At 47.5% G+C, this 20797-nt stretch carries 19 protein-coding genes; 9 read left to right on the forward strand and 10 right to left on the reverse strand.

Translation table 11 applies throughout. The features are described from left to right. Positions 1-3: 3 nt before the first annotated feature. The 4 genes from ACUC6J_RS02525 to ACUC6J_RS02540 form a co-directional block, all read right to left on the reverse strand. Entirely contained in the window at positions 4-1464 is a 1461-nt protein-coding gene (locus ACUC6J_RS02525; protein WP_222821970.1) for a sensor histidine kinase, read from the reverse strand. Next, positions 1454-1594, reverse strand: coding sequence for a hypothetical protein (locus ACUC6J_RS02530; protein WP_447249698.1), 141 nt, complete (start codon positions 1592-1594; stop codon positions 1454-1456). Before ACUC6J_RS02530 ends, ACUC6J_RS02525 begins: the two co-directional genes overlap by 11 nt. A gap of 208 nt (positions 1595-1802) precedes the next feature. Beyond that, complete coding sequence (locus ACUC6J_RS02535) at positions 1803-2300, reverse strand: CcdC family protein (RefSeq protein ID WP_016819434.1); 498 nt, start codon at positions 2298-2300, stop codon at positions 1803-1805. A 164-nt stretch (positions 2301-2464) separates the two neighbouring features. Then, a complete protein-coding gene (locus tag ACUC6J_RS02540) occupies positions 2465-2941 on the reverse strand; it encodes a disulfide oxidoreductase (RefSeq protein WP_045245092.1) in 477 nt (158 codons plus the stop codon). Positions 2942-3171: 230 nt separating this feature from the next. Here ACUC6J_RS02540 and ACUC6J_RS02545 point away from each other — a divergent pair, with 230 nt between their 5' ends. Continuing rightward, positions 3172-3798: a nitroreductase family protein gene (locus ACUC6J_RS02545; protein ID WP_013369121.1), complete on the forward strand. Its 627-nt coding sequence runs from the start codon at positions 3172-3174 to the stop codon at positions 3796-3798. 104 nt (positions 3799-3902) lie between these two features. Here the strand turns inward: ACUC6J_RS02545 and mprF are convergent, their stop codons facing one another. Beyond that, positions 3903-6545, reverse strand: a complete 2643-nt coding sequence (gene mprF, locus ACUC6J_RS02550) for a bifunctional lysylphosphatidylglycerol flippase/synthetase MprF (RefSeq protein WP_447249699.1) — start codon at positions 6543-6545, stop codon at positions 3903-3905. 213 nt (positions 6546-6758) lie between these two features. On the opposite strand from mprF, the gene ACUC6J_RS02555 reads away from it, so the two are divergent. The 4 genes from ACUC6J_RS02555 to ACUC6J_RS02570 all read left to right on the forward strand — a co-directional run bounded on the left by ACUC6J_RS02555 (position 6759) and on the right by ACUC6J_RS02570 (position 10777). Continuing rightward, positions 6759-7520, forward strand: coding sequence for an AAA family ATPase (locus ACUC6J_RS02555; RefSeq protein WP_117290669.1), 762 nt, complete (start codon positions 6759-6761; stop codon positions 7518-7520). Between the two features lie 46 nt (positions 7521-7566). Next, a complete protein-coding gene (locus ACUC6J_RS02560) occupies positions 7567-8085 on the forward strand; it encodes a GyrI-like domain-containing protein (RefSeq protein ID WP_025363855.1) in 519 nt (172 codons plus the stop codon). 214 nt (positions 8086-8299) lie between these two features. Then, positions 8300-9502, forward strand: a complete 1203-nt coding sequence (locus ACUC6J_RS02565; RefSeq protein WP_447249700.1) for an MFS transporter — start codon at positions 8300-8302, stop codon at positions 9500-9502. Positions 9503-9724: 222 nt separating this feature from the next. Then, positions 9725-10777, forward strand: coding sequence for a lactonase family protein (locus ACUC6J_RS02570; RefSeq protein ID WP_447249701.1), 1053 nt, complete (start codon positions 9725-9727; stop codon positions 10775-10777). A 126-nt stretch (positions 10778-10903) separates the two neighbouring features. Here the strand turns inward: ACUC6J_RS02570 and ACUC6J_RS02575 are convergent, their stop codons facing one another. Together ACUC6J_RS02575 and ACUC6J_RS02580 are read right to left on the reverse strand one after the other, a co-directional pair. Further along, positions 10904-11860: an ArsR/SmtB family transcription factor gene (locus tag ACUC6J_RS02575; RefSeq protein ID WP_016819441.1), complete on the reverse strand. Its 957-nt coding sequence runs from the start codon at positions 11858-11860 to the stop codon at positions 10904-10906. A 274-nt stretch (positions 11861-12134) separates the two neighbouring features. Then, positions 12135-13103: a hypothetical protein gene (locus tag ACUC6J_RS02580; protein WP_167441025.1), complete on the reverse strand. Its 969-nt coding sequence runs from the start codon at positions 13101-13103 to the stop codon at positions 12135-12137. A 143-nt stretch (positions 13104-13246) separates the two neighbouring features. Here ACUC6J_RS02580 and ACUC6J_RS02585 point away from each other — a divergent pair, with 143 nt between their 5' ends. The 3 genes from ACUC6J_RS02585 (at position 13247) to ACUC6J_RS02595 (ending at position 16119) form a co-directional block, all read left to right on the forward strand. After that, positions 13247-13720, forward strand: a complete 474-nt coding sequence (locus ACUC6J_RS02585) for a GNAT family N-acetyltransferase (protein WP_330721778.1) — start codon at positions 13247-13249, stop codon at positions 13718-13720. 85 nt (positions 13721-13805) lie between these two features. Next, positions 13806-14438 carry an NAD(P)-dependent oxidoreductase gene (locus ACUC6J_RS02590; RefSeq protein ID WP_016819444.1) on the forward strand — a complete coding sequence of 211 codons (633 nt, stop codon included), beginning with the start codon at positions 13806-13808 and terminating at the stop codon, positions 14436-14438. Between the two features lie 34 nt (positions 14439-14472). Beyond that, positions 14473-16119 (forward strand): NAD(P)H-hydrate dehydratase, encoded by a 1647-nt coding sequence (locus ACUC6J_RS02595; RefSeq protein ID WP_447249702.1) that lies wholly within the window; start codon positions 14473-14475, stop codon positions 16117-16119. On the opposite strand, the gene ACUC6J_RS02600 is transcribed toward ACUC6J_RS02595, so the two are convergent. Further along, positions 16103-16597: a hypothetical protein gene (locus ACUC6J_RS02600; RefSeq protein ID WP_019685967.1), complete on the reverse strand. Its 495-nt coding sequence runs from the start codon at positions 16595-16597 to the stop codon at positions 16103-16105. The genes ACUC6J_RS02595 and ACUC6J_RS02600 overlap by 17 nt on opposite strands. A gap of 170 nt (positions 16598-16767) precedes the next feature. Here ACUC6J_RS02600 and ACUC6J_RS02605 point away from each other — a divergent pair, with 170 nt between their 5' ends. Further along, positions 16768-17604, forward strand: a complete 837-nt coding sequence (locus tag ACUC6J_RS02605) for an HAD hydrolase-like protein (protein ID WP_045245086.1) — start codon at positions 16768-16770, stop codon at positions 17602-17604. Between the two features lie 228 nt (positions 17605-17832). Here ACUC6J_RS02605 and ACUC6J_RS02610 read toward each other — a convergent pair whose 3' ends face one another. Beyond that, a complete protein-coding gene (locus tag ACUC6J_RS02610; RefSeq protein ID WP_447249703.1) occupies positions 17833-19587 on the reverse strand; it encodes a methyl-accepting chemotaxis protein in 1755 nt (584 codons plus the stop codon). Positions 19588-19758: 171 nt separating this feature from the next. Beyond that, a complete protein-coding gene (locus ACUC6J_RS02615) occupies positions 19759-20790 on the reverse strand; it encodes a ribonucleotide-diphosphate reductase subunit beta (RefSeq protein WP_016819449.1) in 1032 nt (343 codons plus the stop codon). Positions 20791-20797: the final 7 nt, after the last annotated feature.

Consider the following 20797-nt stretch of genomic DNA (forward strand, 5'->3'; position numbering starts at 1 on the left):
TATTCATTCTCCGTTCCCCGCGGTTTCCAGCGCTTTAAATTCCACCGTAACGATAGTTTCATTATGCTCATTTGTAATTAAGATGGAACCGGCAAGTTCTTCAACAATAGATTTCACAATGCTGAGTCCCAATCCTACACTGCCTTCTTCGGCGCTGTCGGAATGAGCCGGATAAAACGGCTGTAATAGGCGTGACAGATGTTCTGCTTCAATTGGATCGCTTGGATTGCTGAAGATCAAGCGAATCTTTTCTTCTGCCCGCACCGCTTTTACCGATACTGCCGAAAAAGGCAAACTGTATTTAATCGCATTATCTATCAAATTGATGAACATCTGTCTGATTCTGTCCCGATCGGCCAACATGATCAATTCCTCATTAATCTCATATTCAATGTTTTTTTTATAGCGCTGAGAGCGGATCATCATTGATTCACACACATCCTGCAGGATCAGCCCGATATCCACCCGTTCAAGCTCTTGGAGCATGATATTTTTGCGTGAAACTTCCAGTAGTTTTAGCACCATCGCATGCAGGCGCCTGCTCTCCTCGATAATATGATTCATTCCTTTATCAAAAAAAGCACGGTCTTTCTCACCGTTAAGCCTGATCAGCTCCGCATATCCCAAAATGGAGGTTAACGGCGTTTTCAGTTCGTGAGTAATATTGTCAAAAAAGCGCTTTTCCTGCTGGTGAAGCTGCTTTAAATGGTCCCGATCCTTCTCAATAATATGAATTTGTCTGCTAATTTGACCAATCATATCGTTAAAATTCTCAGCCAGTCGGCCAATTTCATCCCTGCGTTTAAAATGTAGGCGGATATCCAGATTTCCGTTTTTTACCTCGGTGGAGGCCTGCGTCAGTCTGGTCAGCGGGATGGTAATATGCCTGGAAAGAATATAGGAAAACAGAAAGGCTGCCGCAAAAATCGCTAGGGCAATATAGAGGGTAATCTGTCGAATCTGTCCGGTTTGTTCGTAAAGTGAGCTGAAATCTTTGTAAAAACGCAGGATGCCCACCTTTGAACCGTCTATAACAACCGGATAGGAGAAAAGAACAGTCGTCTTATTACGATCATAAGTAATGCTGTACGCTGTATTGCCATCAATCGCTTGCTGCAGATCGCTTTGCATTTGCTGCTGAAATATGGAGCTGTCTGGGGCATAAAGCAATTTGCCTTCCACCGTATACACGCCAATACTGCTGTCCGTGGTATGGTTCAGATTAGTGGCTATCTCCCTGGCGATTTCTCCAAAATACAGCTCATTGCTGCTGAAATGGTTAATCAGGAAAGCCTGGCGTACATACACATTGCTATTATTTTTCAGTCCGACGAGTTCGGAGGTAACCAGATTCTGATTGCTTGTCTGGATAAATTCCTTGACTGTCTGATTAAGCACGACAAAAGAAAGCGAGAAAATCAGAAAAAAACCGATCAGAAATTTGATGCTGATTTTACGTATCATGCTTAACCACCCATTTTTTAAAATTTGTATCCGGCTCCGAGGACGGTAGTAATGCATCCCGTGGTCCGTACAAAAGCAAGTCGGTAATCGGAGCATCATTTTCAATAATAAGAATCTTTGCTTTATTCATCGTAATCCTCATCTCTAATTTTAATACGGCAGGTTCATAACATCGTCCATTATATTAATCATTCAGGAGAAAACAATCAAATGTATAAAGAGAGAACCGACAGCCCTCGATAGACTAAAAAGACCAAAAAGACACGGTTCCTGTGGGGAGAACGTGTCTTTTTGGTCTACACAGCAACATGCGAGTGTGCACGTTAAATATCCGTTGGTCAGATGCGGACTTCCGTCTCGTCCGGAACGAACTGACGATATTGAAAATACATACGAAGCCGCCAGTGTAACAAGGTCCCGAAGGCTAGGATGAAAAATAGCCCTGCTGTTTGCGGAATGGTAATGTAATGCTGAATAAATTCATGCAGCAGCAATCGGACGATCAGTAGGCTGATCAGGATAAAAAAGAAGGTGCGTGAGCGTTGCACGAAAACCAGCCCTTCTTGCAACTCAAATTTAGTGCTGCGGATCAACGGGTAGGAAAAAATAAACCAGCCGACCAGAAAAGCGCCCAGCGCCCAAAGCCAGGGAACCCGTACTTCCGGTACCACAAACATCATAAAACCGGTGCTCATCCCGAGCGGAGGAATGATGATTTTTTTGGCATTAATCGGGCGATGACCTGTCTTCATACGGATGAAAATAGCCGATATAGCGATTAAGATCATACCGAAAGTTGCGCCATATTGCAGCAATGGGGTGCTGATATGAAACATGGACTGGCCCCCTCTATAAGGAATATAAGCGTTATTGGACAGACTGCAAACCTTTTACATTATAGCACATATGCAATGGATATATTTAGTTACAGTCTTTCCTCCGGCAAGCGGATTATACGCCTCTTGGTGGTAACCGGCCCTATAATCGGGGCTCTTTCATCTTATGCGAGTTCTTGTGCTTGTACCTCTCCAGCAGCAGATTTTTTCTCTTGGCGCATGACATAACCCATCGCTACAATAATAAGGATAAAAGCAATGAGTGCAAGCAAAGGAATGGTGATGAAATCCAGCCAGTTCAGATAATCCTGTTCACAGGATACTCTACCGCAAGCCGTTGAAGTTTGCGTGGCTGCTTTGGCGGCTGCATGGATACGCTGAATGATAAAATGATAGGCCGAAATCGCACCTCCAATGATAGCTAACGGCATAACGTAAATCCGTATTTTTGTGTCACCTCGGAAATATGCGATTCCGAGTAGAAGGGTCAGGGGATACATCAGAATACGCTGAAACCAGCACAGTTTACAAGGTTCATATCCCAAGATCTCGCTGAGATACAGACTGCCCAATGTCGCCACACAAGCTACTACCCAGGCGGCAAATAAAGCAATATCCGTTTTTTTAAACGATCCGATCATAGTAACGCTCCTTTTTAAATTCAAATGAGAACAGTATGAACTCATCGTGTCTTGTCCCATCGGCAGGCATTTGCCGATATGCATGTCTTTATCCGTATTGTACTGTATTTTGAGTGCGGGGTCATACTTAAACATATTGACATCATTCACTATCATTTTTATAATTGCAGTAGTTTGGGAAGTTAATGAAGATTCAAGATATATATTAAGAAATTAGGAGTGTGCCCAGAATGTCGAGCAGCCGGAAAAATGAAACCTTATCTGTTATTAGTGAAAGACACGCGGTAAAAAGCTATGTAAAGGATTTTAAAATGCCAGAGGAAGATCTGGAAGCAATCTTGACTGCCGCGGTAGAAGCTCCTTCCGCATGGAACCTTCAACATTGGAAATTCCTCGTTATCGAAAGCGAAGCAGACAAACAAAAATTGTTGCCTATCGCCTACAACCAAGGTCAAGTAGCAGAGAGCTCTGTTACGATTGCCGTACTGGGTGATCTGGAAGCGAACCGTAATGCTGTCATTTATGATCAAGCGGTAGAAGCAGGAGCATTGCCAGCGGAAATCCGTGACGCATTGGTAGGACAAATCAATGGCGCGTACCAAAACCCGCAGGTAGCTCGCGATGCAGCGATTCTGAACTCTGCTCTTGCAGCACAAAACATTATGCTGGCTGCTAAATCTTTGGGCTACGATACTTGCGCAATGGGTGGATTTATTCCAGCACAATTGATCGAGCAATTCAATATTCCGGCACGTTACCTGCCAACCATGCTTATTAGTGTAGGTAAAGCACAAGTACCAGCACGTCCATCAGGACGTTTCCCACTGTCTGACGTTGTTGTAAAAGGCAGCTTCTAAGACGAATAGTGAATATAAAAGGGTGTTCCTGCAACCATTGTGGCGAGGAACACCCTTTTTTACGTCGTTTTGAACTGTCAAAATCCTTTTATTTCGTACCTCGTTTAGTCTGAGCGTTTGGACACGAGATACACCAGTTCCAGCGTCAGGATCGGTAGAAAAACAGAAGCTGGATAGGCTAGATAGCGCGGCTCCCACTGCGGCTTGAACTTATCCTTGAAGCGTCGGAGCCCCTGGAAGCCGTAAAAATGTCCCCCGTATTGAAAAACAAGTCGAGCCAGCTTTTCCTCGCGCAGTGCCTTTTCGCTTTGTCCTACCTGGGACAGCGGTGCCATGCCCAGATTAAATGTCGTATATCCACTCTCCTTGGCCCACTCAATGACCCGTGTGAATAAGTAATCCATCGTTCCATTGGGTGTGTCAGGCAGGTGACGCATCAGATCGATAGAGACCGTCTGCCCATGATCATAGGCAGGGGCCATCGTGGCGAAAGCAATAACCTTCCCTTCAGAGTCTTTCAGCAATGCAATTGGAGCCAACTGAAGGTAAGGTTCTTTGAACCAGCCGAGTGAATATCCCTTCTCCTTGCGCCCGTCCAGCCAAATATCCGAAATATGACGCATCTCCTCAATCAATGACGCCTCTAGAGGAGGCTGGATCATTTCGAATGAATAGCCTTCGCGGTCAAAGCGATTTTTGGCGCTTCGCAGCGCCTGATTGCTTTTGCCCGTTAGTGTAAAGGACTCCAGCGGCACGAGCGCTTCCTCGCCCAATTTAAAAAAGCGATAGCCGTTCTCGTGATAGATGGACAAATATTCCGGTGATGCTTGATAAAATACAGCCGTCAAAGCATAGCGATCTGCGAACCGTTGGAATTCCTGAATGGCTTCACTCACACGTTCCTTTGGACCGAGGGGGTCACCTAATACAATTAGTTTGTCCCGACTGCGAGCATAGGGGAGAACTACCTGTTCGTCCTTGGTCCAATACAGATATTTATCGCCGAGAAAAAGCATATGAGAAACGAGATTACCACCCTGTCGTTCCAAAAATTCTTTTAGCTTAACCAGTTCCTGTGCGTCGGGTAGATTGCTGATGCTACGTTGAGGACGAAGAAAGAAATACACCGTCAAGAATACCCATGCCAAAATCAAACTAAATACGGCTGTAACTCCGTAATCGCTGCGGTTCATAAAAAAGTCCAGGTGGACCTTGGCATGCAAATGACGCATAAATGGAGTATTGGAGCCTGCCCCGATTATAAAATAAGCACCCGTTACGAGTAGAGATAATCCGCCCCATATTAAAATGTTGTGCCGATTCAGCGGCGCACTGACCCGATAAAATCGTGAACGCGAAATCCACAGCATTAATGCCACGAACAGCAGGAATAAGGCTTCTTCAAAATCCAGACCTTTCGTGAAGGTGAAAATGGCTCCTGTCAGCAGCAGTATCAATGTTAGCCGCAATGCTCTGCGAATACGCAGAGAAATTCCGTGGGACAAAACGACAAGCATAATTCCGATGATGACCGAGATTTCATGCGATAAGCGCATAACGGGTAGAGTGAGCAAATGTTCAGCAAAACGGAGCCGATACAGTAGACCAGGCGTAGCGGCCGACAACAGAAGCACTACGCCGGAGATGAGTACCAGCTTGCCAAGCGCCCACACCCCCAGATCGGCTAAAAACCGAAATTGACCAGGCCAGCCCCATACCTTCTGCCAGGCATTCAGGGAGTAATCCCAGCCTGTCTCAGCGAGCTGGCTCAGGCGCTCGTTACGCGGGATCATTTCCAGCGCGGCTAATACCAGGCCGATGAGCCACGGAATGATGAAATAAAAGACGCGAAAGACCAGCAGCACAGCCAGCGCCCGGTCCGAGTTGGCTCCTGCCATTTGCAGCCCAAGCAAGGCAATAATATCGAATGCGCCGACGCCTCCGGGTGCAAGACTGATTAACCCTGCAATTGCGGCTATCACATAGATACCGAACACAGCATGGAGCGGCAGCTCATGGAGCAAGTGCGAGCCAATCCATGCAAAGGTAAGACCAGCCAGAAGCCATTCCAGCAGAGAGGCGCCAATGGAGGCAGAGATGGTGAACCAGGAGAGCTGTCCTTCTCCCTTGTTGAACCATGTGGCATACTTTTTGGAGCGCTGCATGATCAGAAATAGAGGCAGGTATAGTGCCATACCCCACAGTGCCCAATGAAGCCATGGGTGAGCATCCAGCACAGGCTGCACTGGATACAGATGGACAATAGCACCCCAAGCCAGCAAAGATAGTCCGGTAATAACGACAGGCGAAAGAAATACGACCGCCGAGGTGATAACACCCAATGGCACACCGCTCTTTTTATACAGCACAGTGCGCAGTCCAGCTCCTGTAAAGCCGGCGAAGCCGAAGACATTATTGAAGGTATTGGAGATCCAGGCGTACCGGAATGTCGTTCCAGGCTTAACCTGAAGCTTATAATGATGCCTGATTACATAATCGTAAGCACTCATAGCTGCCACGGCTGCTAGGGAGAATAAGCCAATTTCGATGAGAAATGCGGCATCCATTCGCCGCAGCTCATGAAGCATCCGTGCAAGATTAAAGTCTTTTAGCTCTCGTCCAGCCTCCCATATAATAAAAGCCAGTACAGCCAGCGGTAGCAAAATACGCGTTAATCGCTGCCTATAGATGGTCATGATGTACTGTACGATTTTAAAGGATTGGATCGGTTTGTGATTTGACTTCATAGATTCACCTGCTTGAAAAAGGATAAGATTGAGACTGATAATGCGCGAAAAATTTTCTGCCCAAATAAAAGGCTTCGTTATATTATACCTGTAATAATAGCTTGAATAACAACAGAAGGGTTACGAAATGGGAGTTCAGATTGATTGCTGTAAATAATTCCAATATAATGATGGAAAACCTAGTAAATTGCTTGGCATTGGAGCTGACTGGATATGAGTATATGGGATCGTAATCTTTTTATACGTCGATTGGAGCTATTATGGCCTCCAGATGCTGACAGGAGCCAATACCCTTTTAACTTAAAGGCTCTTCAACAGTGGAATGAACTCAAATTCCATCCTTTCGTTACCTATATTGTTGGAGAAAACGGTGTAGGTAAATCGACGCTTATGGAGGCAATCGCGGTCGCGTGGGGATTTAATCCGGAGGGTGGCACTAAAAATTTTAACTTTTCTACACAAGCCACGCATTCCGCGCTACATGAGCATATTCGGTTGGTGAGAGGGATCGAAAAGCCGAGAGACGGCTTCTTTTTCCGGGCGGAGAGCTACTATAATGTGGCGACTCATATCGACGAGCTGGATCGAGAAGGAGGAGGGCGACCCATTCGAGATTCGTATGGGGGGAAGTCGCTACATGAGCAGTCGCATGGCGAGTCTTTTTTTGCTGCATTTGTGCATCGGTTTGGAGGACAAGGATTGTATATTTTGGATGAGCCAGAGGCAGCACTCTCGCCCTTACGCCAGATGGCCATGCTTGCACGGATTCATGAGCTTGTGCAGCAGGGATCGCAGTTTATCATTTCTACACATTCCCCCATCTTGATGTCTTATCCAGATTCGGTCCTGTATCATCTGACACATGAAGGGATCGACACACGGACGCTAGAGGAAACCGATCATTACATCATCACCAAACAATTTCTGAATAACAAGGAAAAGTTGTTGCAGGAGCTATTCGAAGATTCACCATAAGGATATAGGAAGTTTGGTAGTATCCATTTGATGAGGAGGAAACCGTATGAGTTCAAATCTCGATGTAGTTATTCAGCGGATAGCGGCTTTCAAGGTAGCAGCGCTGACTGCGCAAGCCCCTTTTGCAGAATTGGGTGATGAGGTGCGCAGACAGTGGCAACAAGTGCAACAGAACGTTCCAGAGAACCACTCAGGTCGTTTGGACGCAGATATAGGCTATGTGTTAACTCCCCAATGGACAGTTGTTGAAGAGAATGGAAGTACGGCGGTCAAGGTGGGCGTTAAAGTGTTCTCGTGGAATGAAGTGCCGGATAGTCTTGAACGCATTGAGGTGCCTGAAGGAGAGTATGCGGTGACCCGTTTTCAGGGAGATCGGGAACGATTAAATACGATTTATGATGACCTATTTGCCTGGTTGGATCGTAATGGCTATGAGCGTAATACGACAGAGGGGGTATATTGGATCGAGTCCAATCGACTGAAGCCGGTGAACCCTTTTGATATTCCATCCGCAGAAATTCAGAAATTTGATTATGATATTGCGATCGCTATTGTACAAAAATAAAGGATGGTGAAACGTTATAAGAGGGACAACCTCATGATTTAGTGGTTGTTCCTTTTTGCTACCTTGTCAAAGGTAACATTCAGGGTTATCGGAAGTATTTTATGATTGTTATTTGCCTCCCGCTCTATTAATATAATGAAGAGTTTTGCGGAAATAGTTGCAAAATAAGAAATTCGTATACGAAATAAAGAACCTGAGGAGGACAAAACGCAACATGTCGGATTCACAACAGTTGAAAATGGGGCCGCTCGTCATTTTGATGATTAATATGTTTATTGCCATGCTGGGGATTGGACTCATTATTCCGATCCTCCCCAAGTTCATGGGTTCCTTGGGAGGCAGTGGTGAAACGGGAGGCTATCTGGTTGCCGTGTTTGGCTTGACCCAGTTTATGTTTTCGCCGTTAGCTGGGGAATGGTCCGATAAATACGGACGTAAAAAAATGATTATTATTGGTTTGGTCATCATGACGGTGTCTTCTGTATTGTTTGCGATTGGACACTCGTTGACGATGCTGTATATTTCCCGTTTGCTCGGGGGTGCAGGAGCGGCATTTATGATCCCTCCAATGATGGCTTATATTGCCGACATCACAACAGTCCATAACCGAGGCAGAGGAATGGGGCTGTTGGGGGCCGCTATGTCGCTTGGTTTTGTGATCGGTCCTGGTGTAGGCGGTTTGCTGGCAGATATCTCGCTTCGTACACCCTTATACGTTTCGGCGGCGGTATCCGGTTTAGCGGCACTGATTTCATTGATTTTACTGCCCGAAACCCTGTCGTTGGAGAAGCAGTTGAAGTTTCGAAATGTTAAGGTGAAAAGAGACAATGTGATTAAACAGTTTGCGCTGTCTTTCCGCAAGCCGTACTTTATGTTGCTGATTATGATATTCACGTTAACTTTTGGCCTGACGCATTTTGAAACGATGTTTCCGTTCTTTGTAACAGGCAAGTTTCATTACAATGAACGTGATATTGCTATCATTATTACGGTAGGTGCATTGGTCGGGACCGTGATTCAAGCTGCGGTCATTAGTCCGATGTTGAACCGTTTTGGTGAAAAAGGTGTGATTATCGGTTCTTTTCTGTTTTCCGCGATTTCCCTTGTGCTTATGCTGCTCTCAGGGAACTTTTATTATGTACTCGGAGTATCACTTATCTTCTTTACCGCTACATCGTTGCTGCGACCAGCCATTAATACGGCCTTATCCAAAATGGCAGGAGATGAGCAGGGAGTTGCAGCCGGGATGAACAATGCTTATATGAGTATTGGTAATATTCTGGGACCTGCGCTTGCGGGTACATTGTTTGAGGTGCATATCAATTTGCCGTACATTTTTGGGGCGGTCATTCTCATGCTTAGTTTGGGGCTGGCTGTAAAATGGAAAAGTAGAGATACGAAATCCACAGCGGTTTAACGTTATTTTCTCTGTAAACATAGTCTCTTTTGGTGTGAACTGTGACGTTCTTATGAACCACAGATTGCAGCGAAAGAGGCTATTTTTTTGCATACATAGCCACTTGTTAATGAAACGGCAGAATCTTGGGTAATAATGCATGATAAGTTTATAACCAGATAAAAAGTAGAACTTAAAAGTCGGATAACTTGTGAGTAATACGCTAAAAGGAGCTGAGATCAGATGGAAGAGCGGAATGAGCAGTTGTTTTATATAGGAACTTATGCGTCTCGTGAGGAAAGAGGAATTTATATAGGCTCTTTGCATACGGACAATGGTGATTTGCGTATGGTTGGAGGTGTGGAAGGAATCGAGAGACCTTCTTTTCTGGCACTGCATCCGAATGGGGCGAAGTTGTATGCTGCCAGTGAAACAGACCAAGGCGAACTGTACACATATCAGGTGAACACCCAGACGGGGGAATTGCATCCTTTGGATCGAAAAGGAACGGAGGGAGCACATACTTGCTATGTATCCGTAACAACAGATGGACGCTATGTGCTGGCTTCTAACTATTCTGGGGGCAATGCCGTTGTATTCCCTGCAACAGAAGCTGGAGGGTTGGGAGACATGTCGGGGCAGGTTCAGCATACGGGGTCAGGGATTCGCCAGGACCGCCAGGATGCGCCACATCCACACTCGATTATTCCTGATCCTTCAGGACAGTATGCTATGGTATGTGATCTGGGGCTGGATCAGATTATAGGTTATCGTTTGACAGAGGATGGGAAATTGGTAACCCACCGTGAGACAGATTTGCCACCTGGTTCCGGCCCACGTCATCTGGTTTTTCATCCCTCGGGTCGATATGCCTTTGTCGCCAATGAATTGAATAATACCGTCGCTGTGTTTGGTTATAACGAACGTAATTGTAAGCTTACCTTGCTGCAAAGTCTGTCCACACTGCCAGAAGGCATTATCGATGTAGAAAATACAGCAGCGGATATTCGGATTACACCCTGTGGACGTTTTCTGTATGTATCCAATAGAGGACATGATAGCATCGTACTCTACCATGTCGATCTAGACAGCGGGAAGCTGAAGACGATTGAATGGGTCGAGAGTTTCGGCAGTACGCCGCGTAACTTCAACATCTTGTCTGGTTATTTGCTAGTGGCGAATCAGGAGGGAAACAACATTGTATCCTTTGCTATCCATGAGGATGATGGACGGCTGACCCGAACGGGATATGTATTGGAGGTTCCTTCACCGATATGTATTGAACCTGTACGTTAATTACACAGCGCATGGCAAAAAAGGGTCGAAGGACCAGTAAAAGAGGATAAAGTAAAACACGGCGCTTTGTCTCCCAAGAAAGGCATGGGCAAAACGCCGTGTTCAGGTTTTGAAGGAGTCTAATGATTACTTGCTGCTCTCGCCAGCTTCTACCGTTGCTGTTTTGGTATGGTTTTCCGCAGGTTTGTAGTACAAACGGAACAGGATATCCTGGTTATAGTTACCGAATCCGGTACCGAACAGGGTTACCCCTCCAATATGCTGGGCATCATCCAAAATAGCGATACGGAATTTCCATTGCTTCTGGTCAATCAGCACGTCGCTTAGAGTCACATCGGATATCTGCTTGCCATCCATAAAGGTGCCTTCAGACGTAACGCGAAGTCTCTTAAGTAGGCCATACTGATTGATAAAATCAGGCCACCATGAAGGTGTATATTTACCACGATTATCCCCAAAATCCCCTGGACTGGTCCAAGTGCCCAAATTCACATCATTTAGGAAAAATGTGATGTCTGAAGGCCAATTATCATTGGTAAATGGGGCTTCTGATGATAATTCCATTGAAATTTCCAGTTCCTCAGCTTTTTGACTGGACAATAGGAAATTCGGCACTTTATAATCCATATACCCTTGGCTAAACCACAGAATTTTGGAATTGAAGCGCTCAGGGTCCAAGAATGAACGAGGCTCATCAAATTCTCCGATAATCTTTTCGACGGTGGCTAGACCGCAGGTGGACTGAATCTCAAAATCTGTAAAGTGTCCGACGGAAATCTCCGTCTGATGAAATTGCCGTACATCCTGCTGATAGCGTGGCATGGCGATTTCAATTTTGTCCGTAGCCAATGAGCATACTTTCTGAACCCCGCCTCGTCCGGGCAGCATTTTAGTCGAAATAATGGATGCCCTTTCCAGTTTCTTAACATGCATTGTCATAATCGCACTACTGAGTCCCAGCGCTTCCGCTAGCTCACGTATATTCATCGGTTTCTCCGCAAGCAGAACAATCATATTCAGCCGAACCTCACTGGCCAGCGCTTCATAAACGGGAAGTGATTTTTCAGAAATGTCCAGTTGCATAATTCCTCCAATTCTAACGCACATCATAAATTGATGGTAGTTTAACATATATGGATTTTTTTCAATATTCATACATATAAAACGATATGATTTACATTTATATAAACAATATACCCTTTCCTTGATCGCTGGCACAAGCCTAACCCGGCAAAAAGCCAAAAATTGTTCAAAAAACAGGACACCCCATGAACTCTTTCTTTGTGTGTTGGGATGTCCTGTGATGGTATGTGATTTGCGGGATGTATACGGGATCTATTTCAGGCGCACCTGGTGTTTAGGACCGCATATGTTCATCAGCCACAGAAGAATCAGCGGTTGTATCTTTATCAGTTGTGTGTAATTCCTGGTGCTGCGAACCATCGGCCTTCATCAAGCCGGGATGACCCACATAAGGACGATCACTTCGCGAGCGACCTCGGGTAAGTCGGAAGCCAATCAAGAACAGCACAAGCTGTGCAGCCAGTATGTAGGGAGATGCTTCTGGCCCGAGCCACTGAAACAGGGCGACAACGGCGATGACCATACACAACAGGCTTGTTGGGAAATGGGATGCCGTCACGTCCAGATCATTTTGTCTACGCAGGGTCATCAGACGATAGACATACAGCAAGGCGATTAAGCCAGAAACGAACCTTATCCATGCATACCCTATAAGCCATGAGGCAGATTGTGTGGTGTCGGGTAGACTAACATCGACATGACTGTAGGTTATCAGTTCTATAACCAATCTTGAGATTAACCAGACCATTCCCGCCAGCGCCAGCGGACCGGCCGCTGGGCGCAAGAGTTTCCATAATGCTGTTCCCCAGCCTGGAGCATGGGATTCCAGTAGAACAAGTCGTCGTTCCTCGATCAGTTTGTTCATTTCACGCTCCAGTGATTTGAGAAGCAATTCCCGGCGGAATGGATCACATTCCCGAAGGGATGCTTGAACCTGCTCTTGAAGGTGAGGGGTCAAATAGGGGGCGGCCTTAGCCTCCTGAAGAGCATGAATTAGTCCATTCTGGTGCTGCTGCTTTTCGCTGTTGTTGATCGCGTTCTGGGTAGCCGTTTGGAGATAACCAGCTAACCGGCCATAGATACGCAGTGATTCCTGTAATTCTTCGAGCCGCTGCTGACGCGAATTGCGAAGCTGGGCTGCACTGTGAACATACAGCCATACCAGTAAGGACAACGCCAGCAGGAAGGCGATCAGACCGGGTGAGATATATGCGGCTAATGCCGCGAAGTCCGTCGGGGACACCCGCAATCCCTCCTTCCATTGTTCTTTCTACACTATTGCACAGACCACACAGGCATTTCAAGGGCTTGTATATCTCTAAACTAAGAACTATGAAGTATTTTTTGGTAAAATAGACAAGATTACAGCAGGAAGGGAGATTCGGCATGAATAAAAAAATTGAATTTGCAACAGAACATCATGAGACATCGAATCAACCGTACGAGCTGCTTCGCGTAGATTACGCCATTCCAGCCGTCGAGGAATATCGGGCTTTACGCAAGGAGGCTGGTTTATCGCAAATTACGGAAGAAGCGGCAGCTAAGGGCCTGCCGAACAGCCTATTTACTGTAACGCTACGTCTTGGACAGGAATTGATCGGGATGGGCCGGGTGAGCGGTGATGGCGGTGTGTTTTTTCTGGTTACGGATATTGCAGTCAAGCCTTCCCATCAGGGGAAGGGCTATGGGCGTAAGCTTATGGAAGAGATTATGGAGTATTTGAGACGGGAGGTTCCGGTGGGCAGCTTTGCAACGCTGATTGCGGATAAGCCAGCCGACCGGTTATATGCGCAGTTCGGCTTCCAACTGGTCAGTCCGGGGTCGGAAGGGATGTACTGGCGCCAGCCGGGGGGACTGTAAGCTGAAATCCTGTACGAGTTTGAGCTGGTTATAAAACGGATAATTAACAGTAAGAAAATTATAGATAGGAAGAAGGCAACTTAATATGAAAGTAATTATTTTTGGAGCAACAGGAACAATTGGCAAAGCGTTAGTAAAGGAAGCGATCAAGCGTAAGTATGAGGTGACGGCGGCAGTGCGCGATCCGCAACGAGTGACGGAGCAAAGTGAATATTTGACGGTGGTTCAGGCGGATATTCTAAACCCGAATTCCGTTACAGAGGTAGCCAAAGGGCACGATGCTATCATTAGCGCCTATGGTCCCAAGTTTGGAGCTGAGGAGGAACTGCTCGAAGCAACTCGTTCTTTACTGGAGGGAACACGGCGTTCCGGCGCGGAGCGCATACTTGTCGTTGGCGGAGCGGGCAGTCTGAAAACAGAATCCGGTGAGCGTCTCATGGATACCGCTGAGTTTCCGGAGGAAGTGAAGCCGCTGGCGGCTGCGCACGCTGATGCCCTGGAGCTGTACCGTGCTGCGGATGTAGACTGGACCTATTGCAGTCCTGCTGGAATTATTGAACCAGGTAAACGTACAGGACAGTTCCGTATTGGCTTGGATCATTTGGTGGTTGATGAATTAGGTCATAGTCGCATCTCTGTCGAGGATTATGCGGTAGCCCTGATTGATGAGTTAGTAGAAGGGGAATTTGTCAATTCCCGCTTTACCGTCGGATATTAATCAACAGGGATGGCTATATGGGAGGCGAAAAAGCATGTATATGGTGAACGCCGAACAAATGCGGCAACTGGATCGGTACACGATTGACAAGCTGGGAATCCCGGCCCTGATCTTGATGGAAAATGCCGGGCGAGCAGTAGCTGACGAGGTACTGAAGCTTTGTGCGGAGAGACGTGGAACAAGCGATGGCATAAATGTGGTCACACACACAGGACCGGGGGATGTACCAGGACATGGCGGTGTTATACGGACGGATTCATCGAGCGGTGGGCAATATGACGTACGTGAACGAGCACACTGGTATATCCTCGTAGGTAAAGGCAACAACGGCGGTGACGGACTGGTGGCAGCCCGCCATCTGACCGATGCAGGTCTGCGCGTCACCGTTGTGTATGCCGAACCGCCTGCAAAGCTACGCGGTGAAGCGGCTGCCCAGCGCGATATCATCGCGGCGCTGGATATCCCGGTTATCCTCTATGGTCGGGATAACCTCGACCTGCGCGGTGCCTCTGGCATCGTCGATGCCCTGCTGGGCACAGGCACGCAAGGTCCACCGCGCGAACCTTACGCCTCGCTGATTCGCGAGGCTAATGCCAGCGGCGCGCCGATCGTGTCGGTAGACGTGCCTAGCGGACTCGACGCCGACACAGGTGCGCTGCACGAGCCGTGCATTCATGCGCGTGTCACCGTATGCCTTGCCTACTTGAAGTGTGGGCTCGCCCAATATCCGGGCGCCGGAAACGCTGGTGATGTGGTGGTACGCTACATCGGTATCCCGCCCGGCCTTGCCCGTGAGCGTGGCGTGCAGCTGCGGCTCCTGACCAGCGATACGCTGCGCGACGCGCTGGACGTGGACGTCAGCCGCAGCCGTGTGCCGGACGGGCACAAGGGCACCTACGGCCACGTTCTGGTCGCAGGCGGGAGCCTGCGCATGAGCGGTGCGGGCCTGCTGGCCGCACGTGCCGCCTTGCGCATCGGCAGCGGGCTTGTGACGTGGGCGGTGCCCGAGGCGCTGCTTCCGCGCGTCATTGGCGCCGCACCAGAGCTGATGCTCGCTGCCGCAGCAACAGGCAGCGACGGGGAATGGAACGCCGACTCCGCAGATGAGCTGCTACAGCTCGCGCAGGCGCGCGATGTGCTGGCCGTCGGGCCTGGCCTCGGCCGCTTCGCAGGGGACACTGGCTGGCTGCGCCGCCTGTGGGAGGAATACAGCGGTCCGCTCGTGCTTGATGCGGACGCCTTGAACATCCTCGCCTCGGCGGGGCCTGAGCTGGATGCTTGGAAGTCGAGAGATGCGGCAATCGTGTTAACGCCGCATCCCGGTGAAATGGCACGTCTGCTGGGAATATCGACAGCGGAGGTGCAGCGTGACCGTATCACCCATGCCCAGGAGTACGCCCGGACACGCGGAGTCACGCTGGTGCTCAAGGGAGCACGCACGGTCATTGCGTGTCCCGATGGAGCGACCTACGTCAATACCACAGGCCACGCCGGGATGGCGACAGGCGGTGCGGGCGATGTGCTGACAGGCATCATCGCAGGGTTGTTGGCCCAAGGCTTGAACGCTTCACAGGCAGCAGCCTTTGGCGTGTATCTGCATGGTGCGGCTGGAGAAACGGCCGCGCGCCATCGCCAGCATCCCGCCTCAGTGGTAGCTGGCGACATCATTGAAGCCCTATAATCCATAGCAGCAGTGGCAGGAGGAAGGCCAGCATGATCTGTACTCCATATTCACGGTTCAGCCAGTGCCTTCCGCCATAATAGAGCAGTGTAATCCCTGCACCTGCCATGCCGTTGCTCCACGAGATGCCCGTTCCAGCAGGCGACATCAAAGATCCTAGCAGAAGAAAGACACTGAACCCTACGGCAAGATATAGCGTGAACTGCTCAGGCTTGCGAAGCCAGGGCAAAAGATCACGTAGTGCATCAGCGGCAAGAGCCGCTGGAAGGGCAAAGCCATAGGCCCATAACTGCGCGGTCAGTTCACCGCTATTGCCTGCTATACTCACAGGTAATCCCGTTATTTCCTCTGTCAGATAGCAGTAGACCCATAACAGACCAAAAACCAATCCTCCACAGGCAAGCTTATTCAGCGCATAACAACCAAGCTCCATTCGCCAAGGCATTTTAGAATTAAATTCATTCCAAGGCTGTCTCATATTGCGACTCCCTCCTCATTTCAATCGGTAAATCAAAACCATTCAAGGAATTTATTCTCAATTACAATCCGCTTACCGTTTACGACATTTGAGTTTACGTTAGCTGTGTATCATGTTCCTAAGCAAAATAAAGATTGCGGATAGCCGCGGTACGGAAAGGCGGGGATTGCATGATACAGGCGGTTATTTTTAATCTGGAAAGTACATTGTTAGACCCCGGAGGTCGGGGCTTAATCCAGGGAATGTGCGACATCTTCAGATGGAAGGGTATACAGGTAACTGAAGAGCAGGTATCTCATGGACGGGGACTGCCCATCCGGGATCATATTGCGAATGTGCTCGGACTTTCAGAGGTTCGTAGAAAATGGTTGGAGTGCTTTGGTGCGCATCCTGGCAGAGTGGATATTGAGCATATTTATCTTGAGCTTGTCCCTGTTCTTCGCTCTTTGATCCAAGGGGCTGAGACTGCTGTCGGTATAGATAGGGCGTTGCAGGAGCTTCAAGATCGCCGCATTCAGTCAGGCGCTACTGCATCCTGCCCGATGGAAATGCTAAGTCATGTATTCACGCCTGCACAGTCACCCTATACGCTGGATTGTATGGTAGCCCCATGTGAAGTTTCGCAGGGGAGGCCTTATCCTTGGATGATCTATGAAATTGCACATCGCCTGCAGGTATTCCCGCTTAGCGATATTGTGAAGGTAGGAGACACAGCAGCCGATATGCAAGAAGGACGGAATGCCGGCGTTTGGACGATTGGTGTGTTGAACCATAACGAGAGTGCTTTGGCCGCGAACCACACTACAAGCTGTGAAGTGGACGATAGGGTAGCCGAGGAACGACGCAGACAAAGTATATATGGTTTGAAAAGGGCAGGGGCCCACATCGTGATGAACTCGGTCGCTGACTTGCCGCGTATTTTGCGTGAAATTGAAATGCTCCAGCATACGGGAGGCTATCCTTCTTATATGAAGCCGAAGAAAACAGCTGCGACTCCCCCATCGTGAGCATAACGGCTATAACTCTTAAGTGCTTAAATTGACCTTCTAGGTTATATATGTATGCATCTACCTGGATAAAGGTGTACTCAGCTTGGCTTTCTAACCTCAAAAGGAGCATTCGCTATGTTAGCGAATGCTCCTTTTGAGTGTACTTCTTTTCGTCTGTAAAATGACCCGTAAGATGGACACTTTCAATCAAGTGTCCATCTTACGGATCACAGTTCATCGAAATCATTACTGGTCGGAACTTTTCACCCGGAACTGATCAGCATGACGCTGTAGATTGTTGGAGAGTGTGGTCAGATTACGGGCTACTTCGGATAGTTCTTTTACCGCTAGGGCCTGCTTCTGTGCGCTTGCGGATACATCTTCTGTCATTCCGGCAGTTTGCTGCGCCGCGCTGGCTGTGTGCTTCAGATGTTGATCTACGCTGTGACGTACCTCCTGCATTTCTGTGGTCAATTGGGCCAGATGTGCAGCCAGTTCCTCAACTTCCTCTGATACCTGGGTGACTTTATCAACAGACTGTAGACATAATGCAATTTGTTTTTCTTGTTCATTGACAGTGTTTATATTTTCATCAAATTGATCGCCCATTTGCTCAATTTGCTCGACAAAACTACTTAAGATTTCGTCAATTTCACGAATAGATATGGCAGATTGTTGGGCAAGTTGTCCCATTTCATGAGCTACGACAGAAAAACCTTTACCAGCTTCCCCTGCACGCGAAGCTTCAATCGAGGCATTAAAGGATAAAATCTGCGTCTGCTTTACGATGCCCTGTACCTGCTGTCCAATGTTAGCTGCTTCGCGGGACTTTTCAGTTAGCGCGTGTGACATACGCTGCATTTGCTTGATTCGCAGAGCGCTTTCTCGTCCCTTCTCCAATAGTAGTTCATGTTCACTGGCTACCTGATTACGGACTTCATTGAGATGGCGCGCCGTATCCGTAAACTGGTGCACATGGCTTCCGACTTCATCCAGCGTTTGTCCTAAGCGGTCAGATTGCTGAACCGACTCTATCGTTTGATCTGCTTGGTTTGTAGATACATCGGCAATTTGTTGGAGTGTGCGGGACAGTTCCTCGGTTTGGTGAAGGGTTCCTTCTGATGTCACGACGATATTCTCGGATGCTTGCTGAAGTGTACTCGAACTGCTTTGAATGTCCACAATCATATTGGACATGGCTTCTACCATCCGGTTCGTCAAGCCGCTGATTTCACCTAGCTGATCATACGTAACTTGCTGCGATGTAGCCGTAAGATTGCCATCAGCTACTTGCTCCAGTGTATCTTTAATAAACCGCACTTGACGTAGTATTCGACGTGTTACCAGCATCATTGCCGCAATAGAAATGATCAGAATGATGGAGACCACAGGGATAACTAGCCGATAGGCCTCAGGCAAGGTTTTCTCGTATACTTCAGTTACAGAGGCTAGGGATCTGTCGATTCCCAGATAGCCTATGATGGTTCCATCTGTATCTTTAATGGGTGTAAAGGAAGAAAACATCGTTCCCCAATCAGGGTCCGTTGTGATATCTGTAGTTACCGTCTCCCCTTGTTTCAATCTATCTGCCGTTTCTTTACGGGTAAAACTTACAGGACTTCCAAAAGGACTGTAGTCTTTGTCGTCCCAAGCAGCTCCGTCCACTGTAAGCTTCCACTCATCGCCAACACGATTGTACATATACATATACAGGACTCCGCTTTGCAGCCTGAGCGTATTTAACTCGTTCCGAAGTTCTTTATACTCATTGCTCTGCTCGGATGGATTCGTGTTTAAGCTTTTGACGGCTGATTTGTCCAGTAGCTTGGCCGTATTCACCGCCAACGCTTCATTGTTAAGCTGCATGGTTGATAGAGAAGCATTCTGAATAGATAGTTTGGTCGTCCACAGAATCATGACGCCAATCACAACTAAAGGAATGAGCAAGATGAAGTAGAGTTTGGATTGTAATCCCATTCTTTTTTTGACTTTGCTTTTCATAATATGCTCCTTACTATATTATTTCACCTTCCTATATATCGTGTTTAACTAGGAAAATATGAATAGTAATTCATATGTTTCATGAATTTTTTGCATATTTACGCAAGTTTCATCCCCATAGAAAAAAGCCTTAGCTCAGCAATAACCGAGTTAAGGCTTGTAGCTTATGATTTACAAATCGTCAAATCCATTGTCATCTCCGACCTTGCCATAATTGCGTGATTTTGCTTCAAAAAAGTCCGTTTTTGTTGCATTCAGCGCTTCATCGGAAAATGGCTTGATCCAAGGCATACAGTTTACATCTACACCTTCGTATGCTTTGTCCATACCCAGAAGTCTCAGGCGCATGTTTGCCATGTATTTGATATAATCGCTCAGCTCGTTCAAGTCAATGCCGCGAACCTCTTTGAGCGTGTAATGCGCCCAATTCGTTTCCAGTTCCACAGCGCGGTTGATCATACGATAGACATAGTCCGTATTTTCCTTGGTATTCAGCTCAGGGAAATCAGCCAAAAGCTGCTTGAACACTTCGGCAAAGAAGTAGCAATGCTGATTTTCGTCGCGCTGAATATACGAGATCATCTGGCTGGTGGCCATCATTTTTTGGTCACGGGCCAAATTGTAAAAGAAAGCAAATGTACTGTAAAAGAATATGCCTTCCAGAATCAAATCCGCTACCATGGCTTGGAAAAAGGTTTGCGGGTTCTGCTCATCGCGGAACTCTTGATAAATGTCCGAGATGAATGTGTTACGCTCCAGCAGGACAGGATCATTTTTCCAGTATTCAAAAATTTCCTTCTGCTCCTGCTCTGATACCAGGGAAGACAGCACGTAAGAGTAGGACTGGTTATGCACGACTTCCTGTTGTCCGATAATGGCCGAAATAGCTTCCAGCGAGGAATCGGTAAAATATCGTTTTACATCTCCGACAAACATGGTTTGCATGGAATCCAGCACAGCCAGCAGGCCAATATTAATTTTGAATGTGCGCTGTTCTTCGGCATCCAGCATAGGGAACTGGGACGCATCCTTGGACATCGGAATTTCATCCGGAATCCAGTGGTTTAGCAGCAGCACCTTATATAGTTTGTACATATGCGGCATCCGAATATCGTTCCAGTTCAGGATACCGGAGTTTTCGCCTTCAATAATACGGGTAGAGCGGTTAGGCGCTTCCGTGTTAAAAATCTTTTGTAACTGCATGAGAGCC

It is taken from the genome of Paenibacillus sp. JJ1683 (genome assembly GCF_053006485.1).

Excerpts from the sequence above, each read along its gene's own strand:
- ACUC6J_RS02525 (WP_222821970.1), bottom strand. The coding sequence starts at position 1,464 with ATGATACGTAAAATCAGCATCAAATTTCTGATCGGTTTTTTTCTGATT.
- ACUC6J_RS02585 (WP_330721778.1), top strand. The coding sequence starts at position 13,247 with ATGAATAAAAAAATTGAATTTGCAACAGAACATCATGAGACATCGAAT.
- ACUC6J_RS02575 (WP_016819441.1), bottom strand. The coding sequence starts at position 11,860 with ATGCAACTGGACATTTCTGAAAAATCACTTCCCGTTTATGAAGCGCTG.
- ACUC6J_RS02540 (WP_045245092.1), bottom strand. The coding sequence starts at position 2,941 with ATGATCGGATCGTTTAAAAAAACGGATATTGCTTTATTTGCCGCCTGG.
- ACUC6J_RS02535 (WP_016819434.1), bottom strand. The coding sequence starts at position 2,300 with ATGTTTCATATCAGCACCCCATTGCTGCAATATGGCGCAACTTTCGGT.
- ACUC6J_RS02615 (WP_016819449.1), bottom strand. The coding sequence starts at position 20,790 with ATGCAGTTACAAAAGATTTTTAACACGGAAGCGCCTAACCGCTCTACC.
- ACUC6J_RS02545 (WP_013369121.1), top strand. The coding sequence starts at position 3,172 with ATGTCGAGCAGCCGGAAAAATGAAACCTTATCTGTTATTAGTGAAAGA.
- ACUC6J_RS02590 (WP_016819444.1), top strand. The coding sequence starts at position 13,806 with ATGAAAGTAATTATTTTTGGAGCAACAGGAACAATTGGCAAAGCGTTA.
- ACUC6J_RS02565 (WP_447249700.1), top strand. The coding sequence starts at position 8,300 with ATGTCGGATTCACAACAGTTGAAAATGGGGCCGCTCGTCATTTTGATG.
- ACUC6J_RS02600 (WP_019685967.1), bottom strand. The coding sequence starts at position 16,597 with ATGAGACAGCCTTGGAATGAATTTAATTCTAAAATGCCTTGGCGAATG.
- ACUC6J_RS02605 (WP_045245086.1), top strand. The coding sequence starts at position 16,768 with ATGATACAGGCGGTTATTTTTAATCTGGAAAGTACATTGTTAGACCCC.
- ACUC6J_RS02555 (WP_117290669.1), top strand. The coding sequence starts at position 6,759 with ATGAGTATATGGGATCGTAATCTTTTTATACGTCGATTGGAGCTATTA.
- ACUC6J_RS02610 (WP_447249703.1), bottom strand. The coding sequence starts at position 19,587 with ATGAAAAGCAAAGTCAAAAAAAGAATGGGATTACAATCCAAACTCTAC.
- ACUC6J_RS02570 (WP_447249701.1), top strand. The coding sequence starts at position 9,725 with ATGGAAGAGCGGAATGAGCAGTTGTTTTATATAGGAACTTATGCGTCT.
- ACUC6J_RS02530 (WP_447249698.1), bottom strand. The coding sequence starts at position 1,594 with ATGAATAAAGCAAAGATTCTTATTATTGAAAATGATGCTCCGATTACC.
- ACUC6J_RS02595 (WP_447249702.1), top strand. The coding sequence starts at position 14,473 with ATGTATATGGTGAACGCCGAACAAATGCGGCAACTGGATCGGTACACG.
- mprF (WP_447249699.1), bottom strand. The coding sequence starts at position 6,545 with ATGAAGTCAAATCACAAACCGATCCAATCCTTTAAAATCGTACAGTAC.
- ACUC6J_RS02560 (WP_025363855.1), top strand. The coding sequence starts at position 7,567 with ATGAGTTCAAATCTCGATGTAGTTATTCAGCGGATAGCGGCTTTCAAG.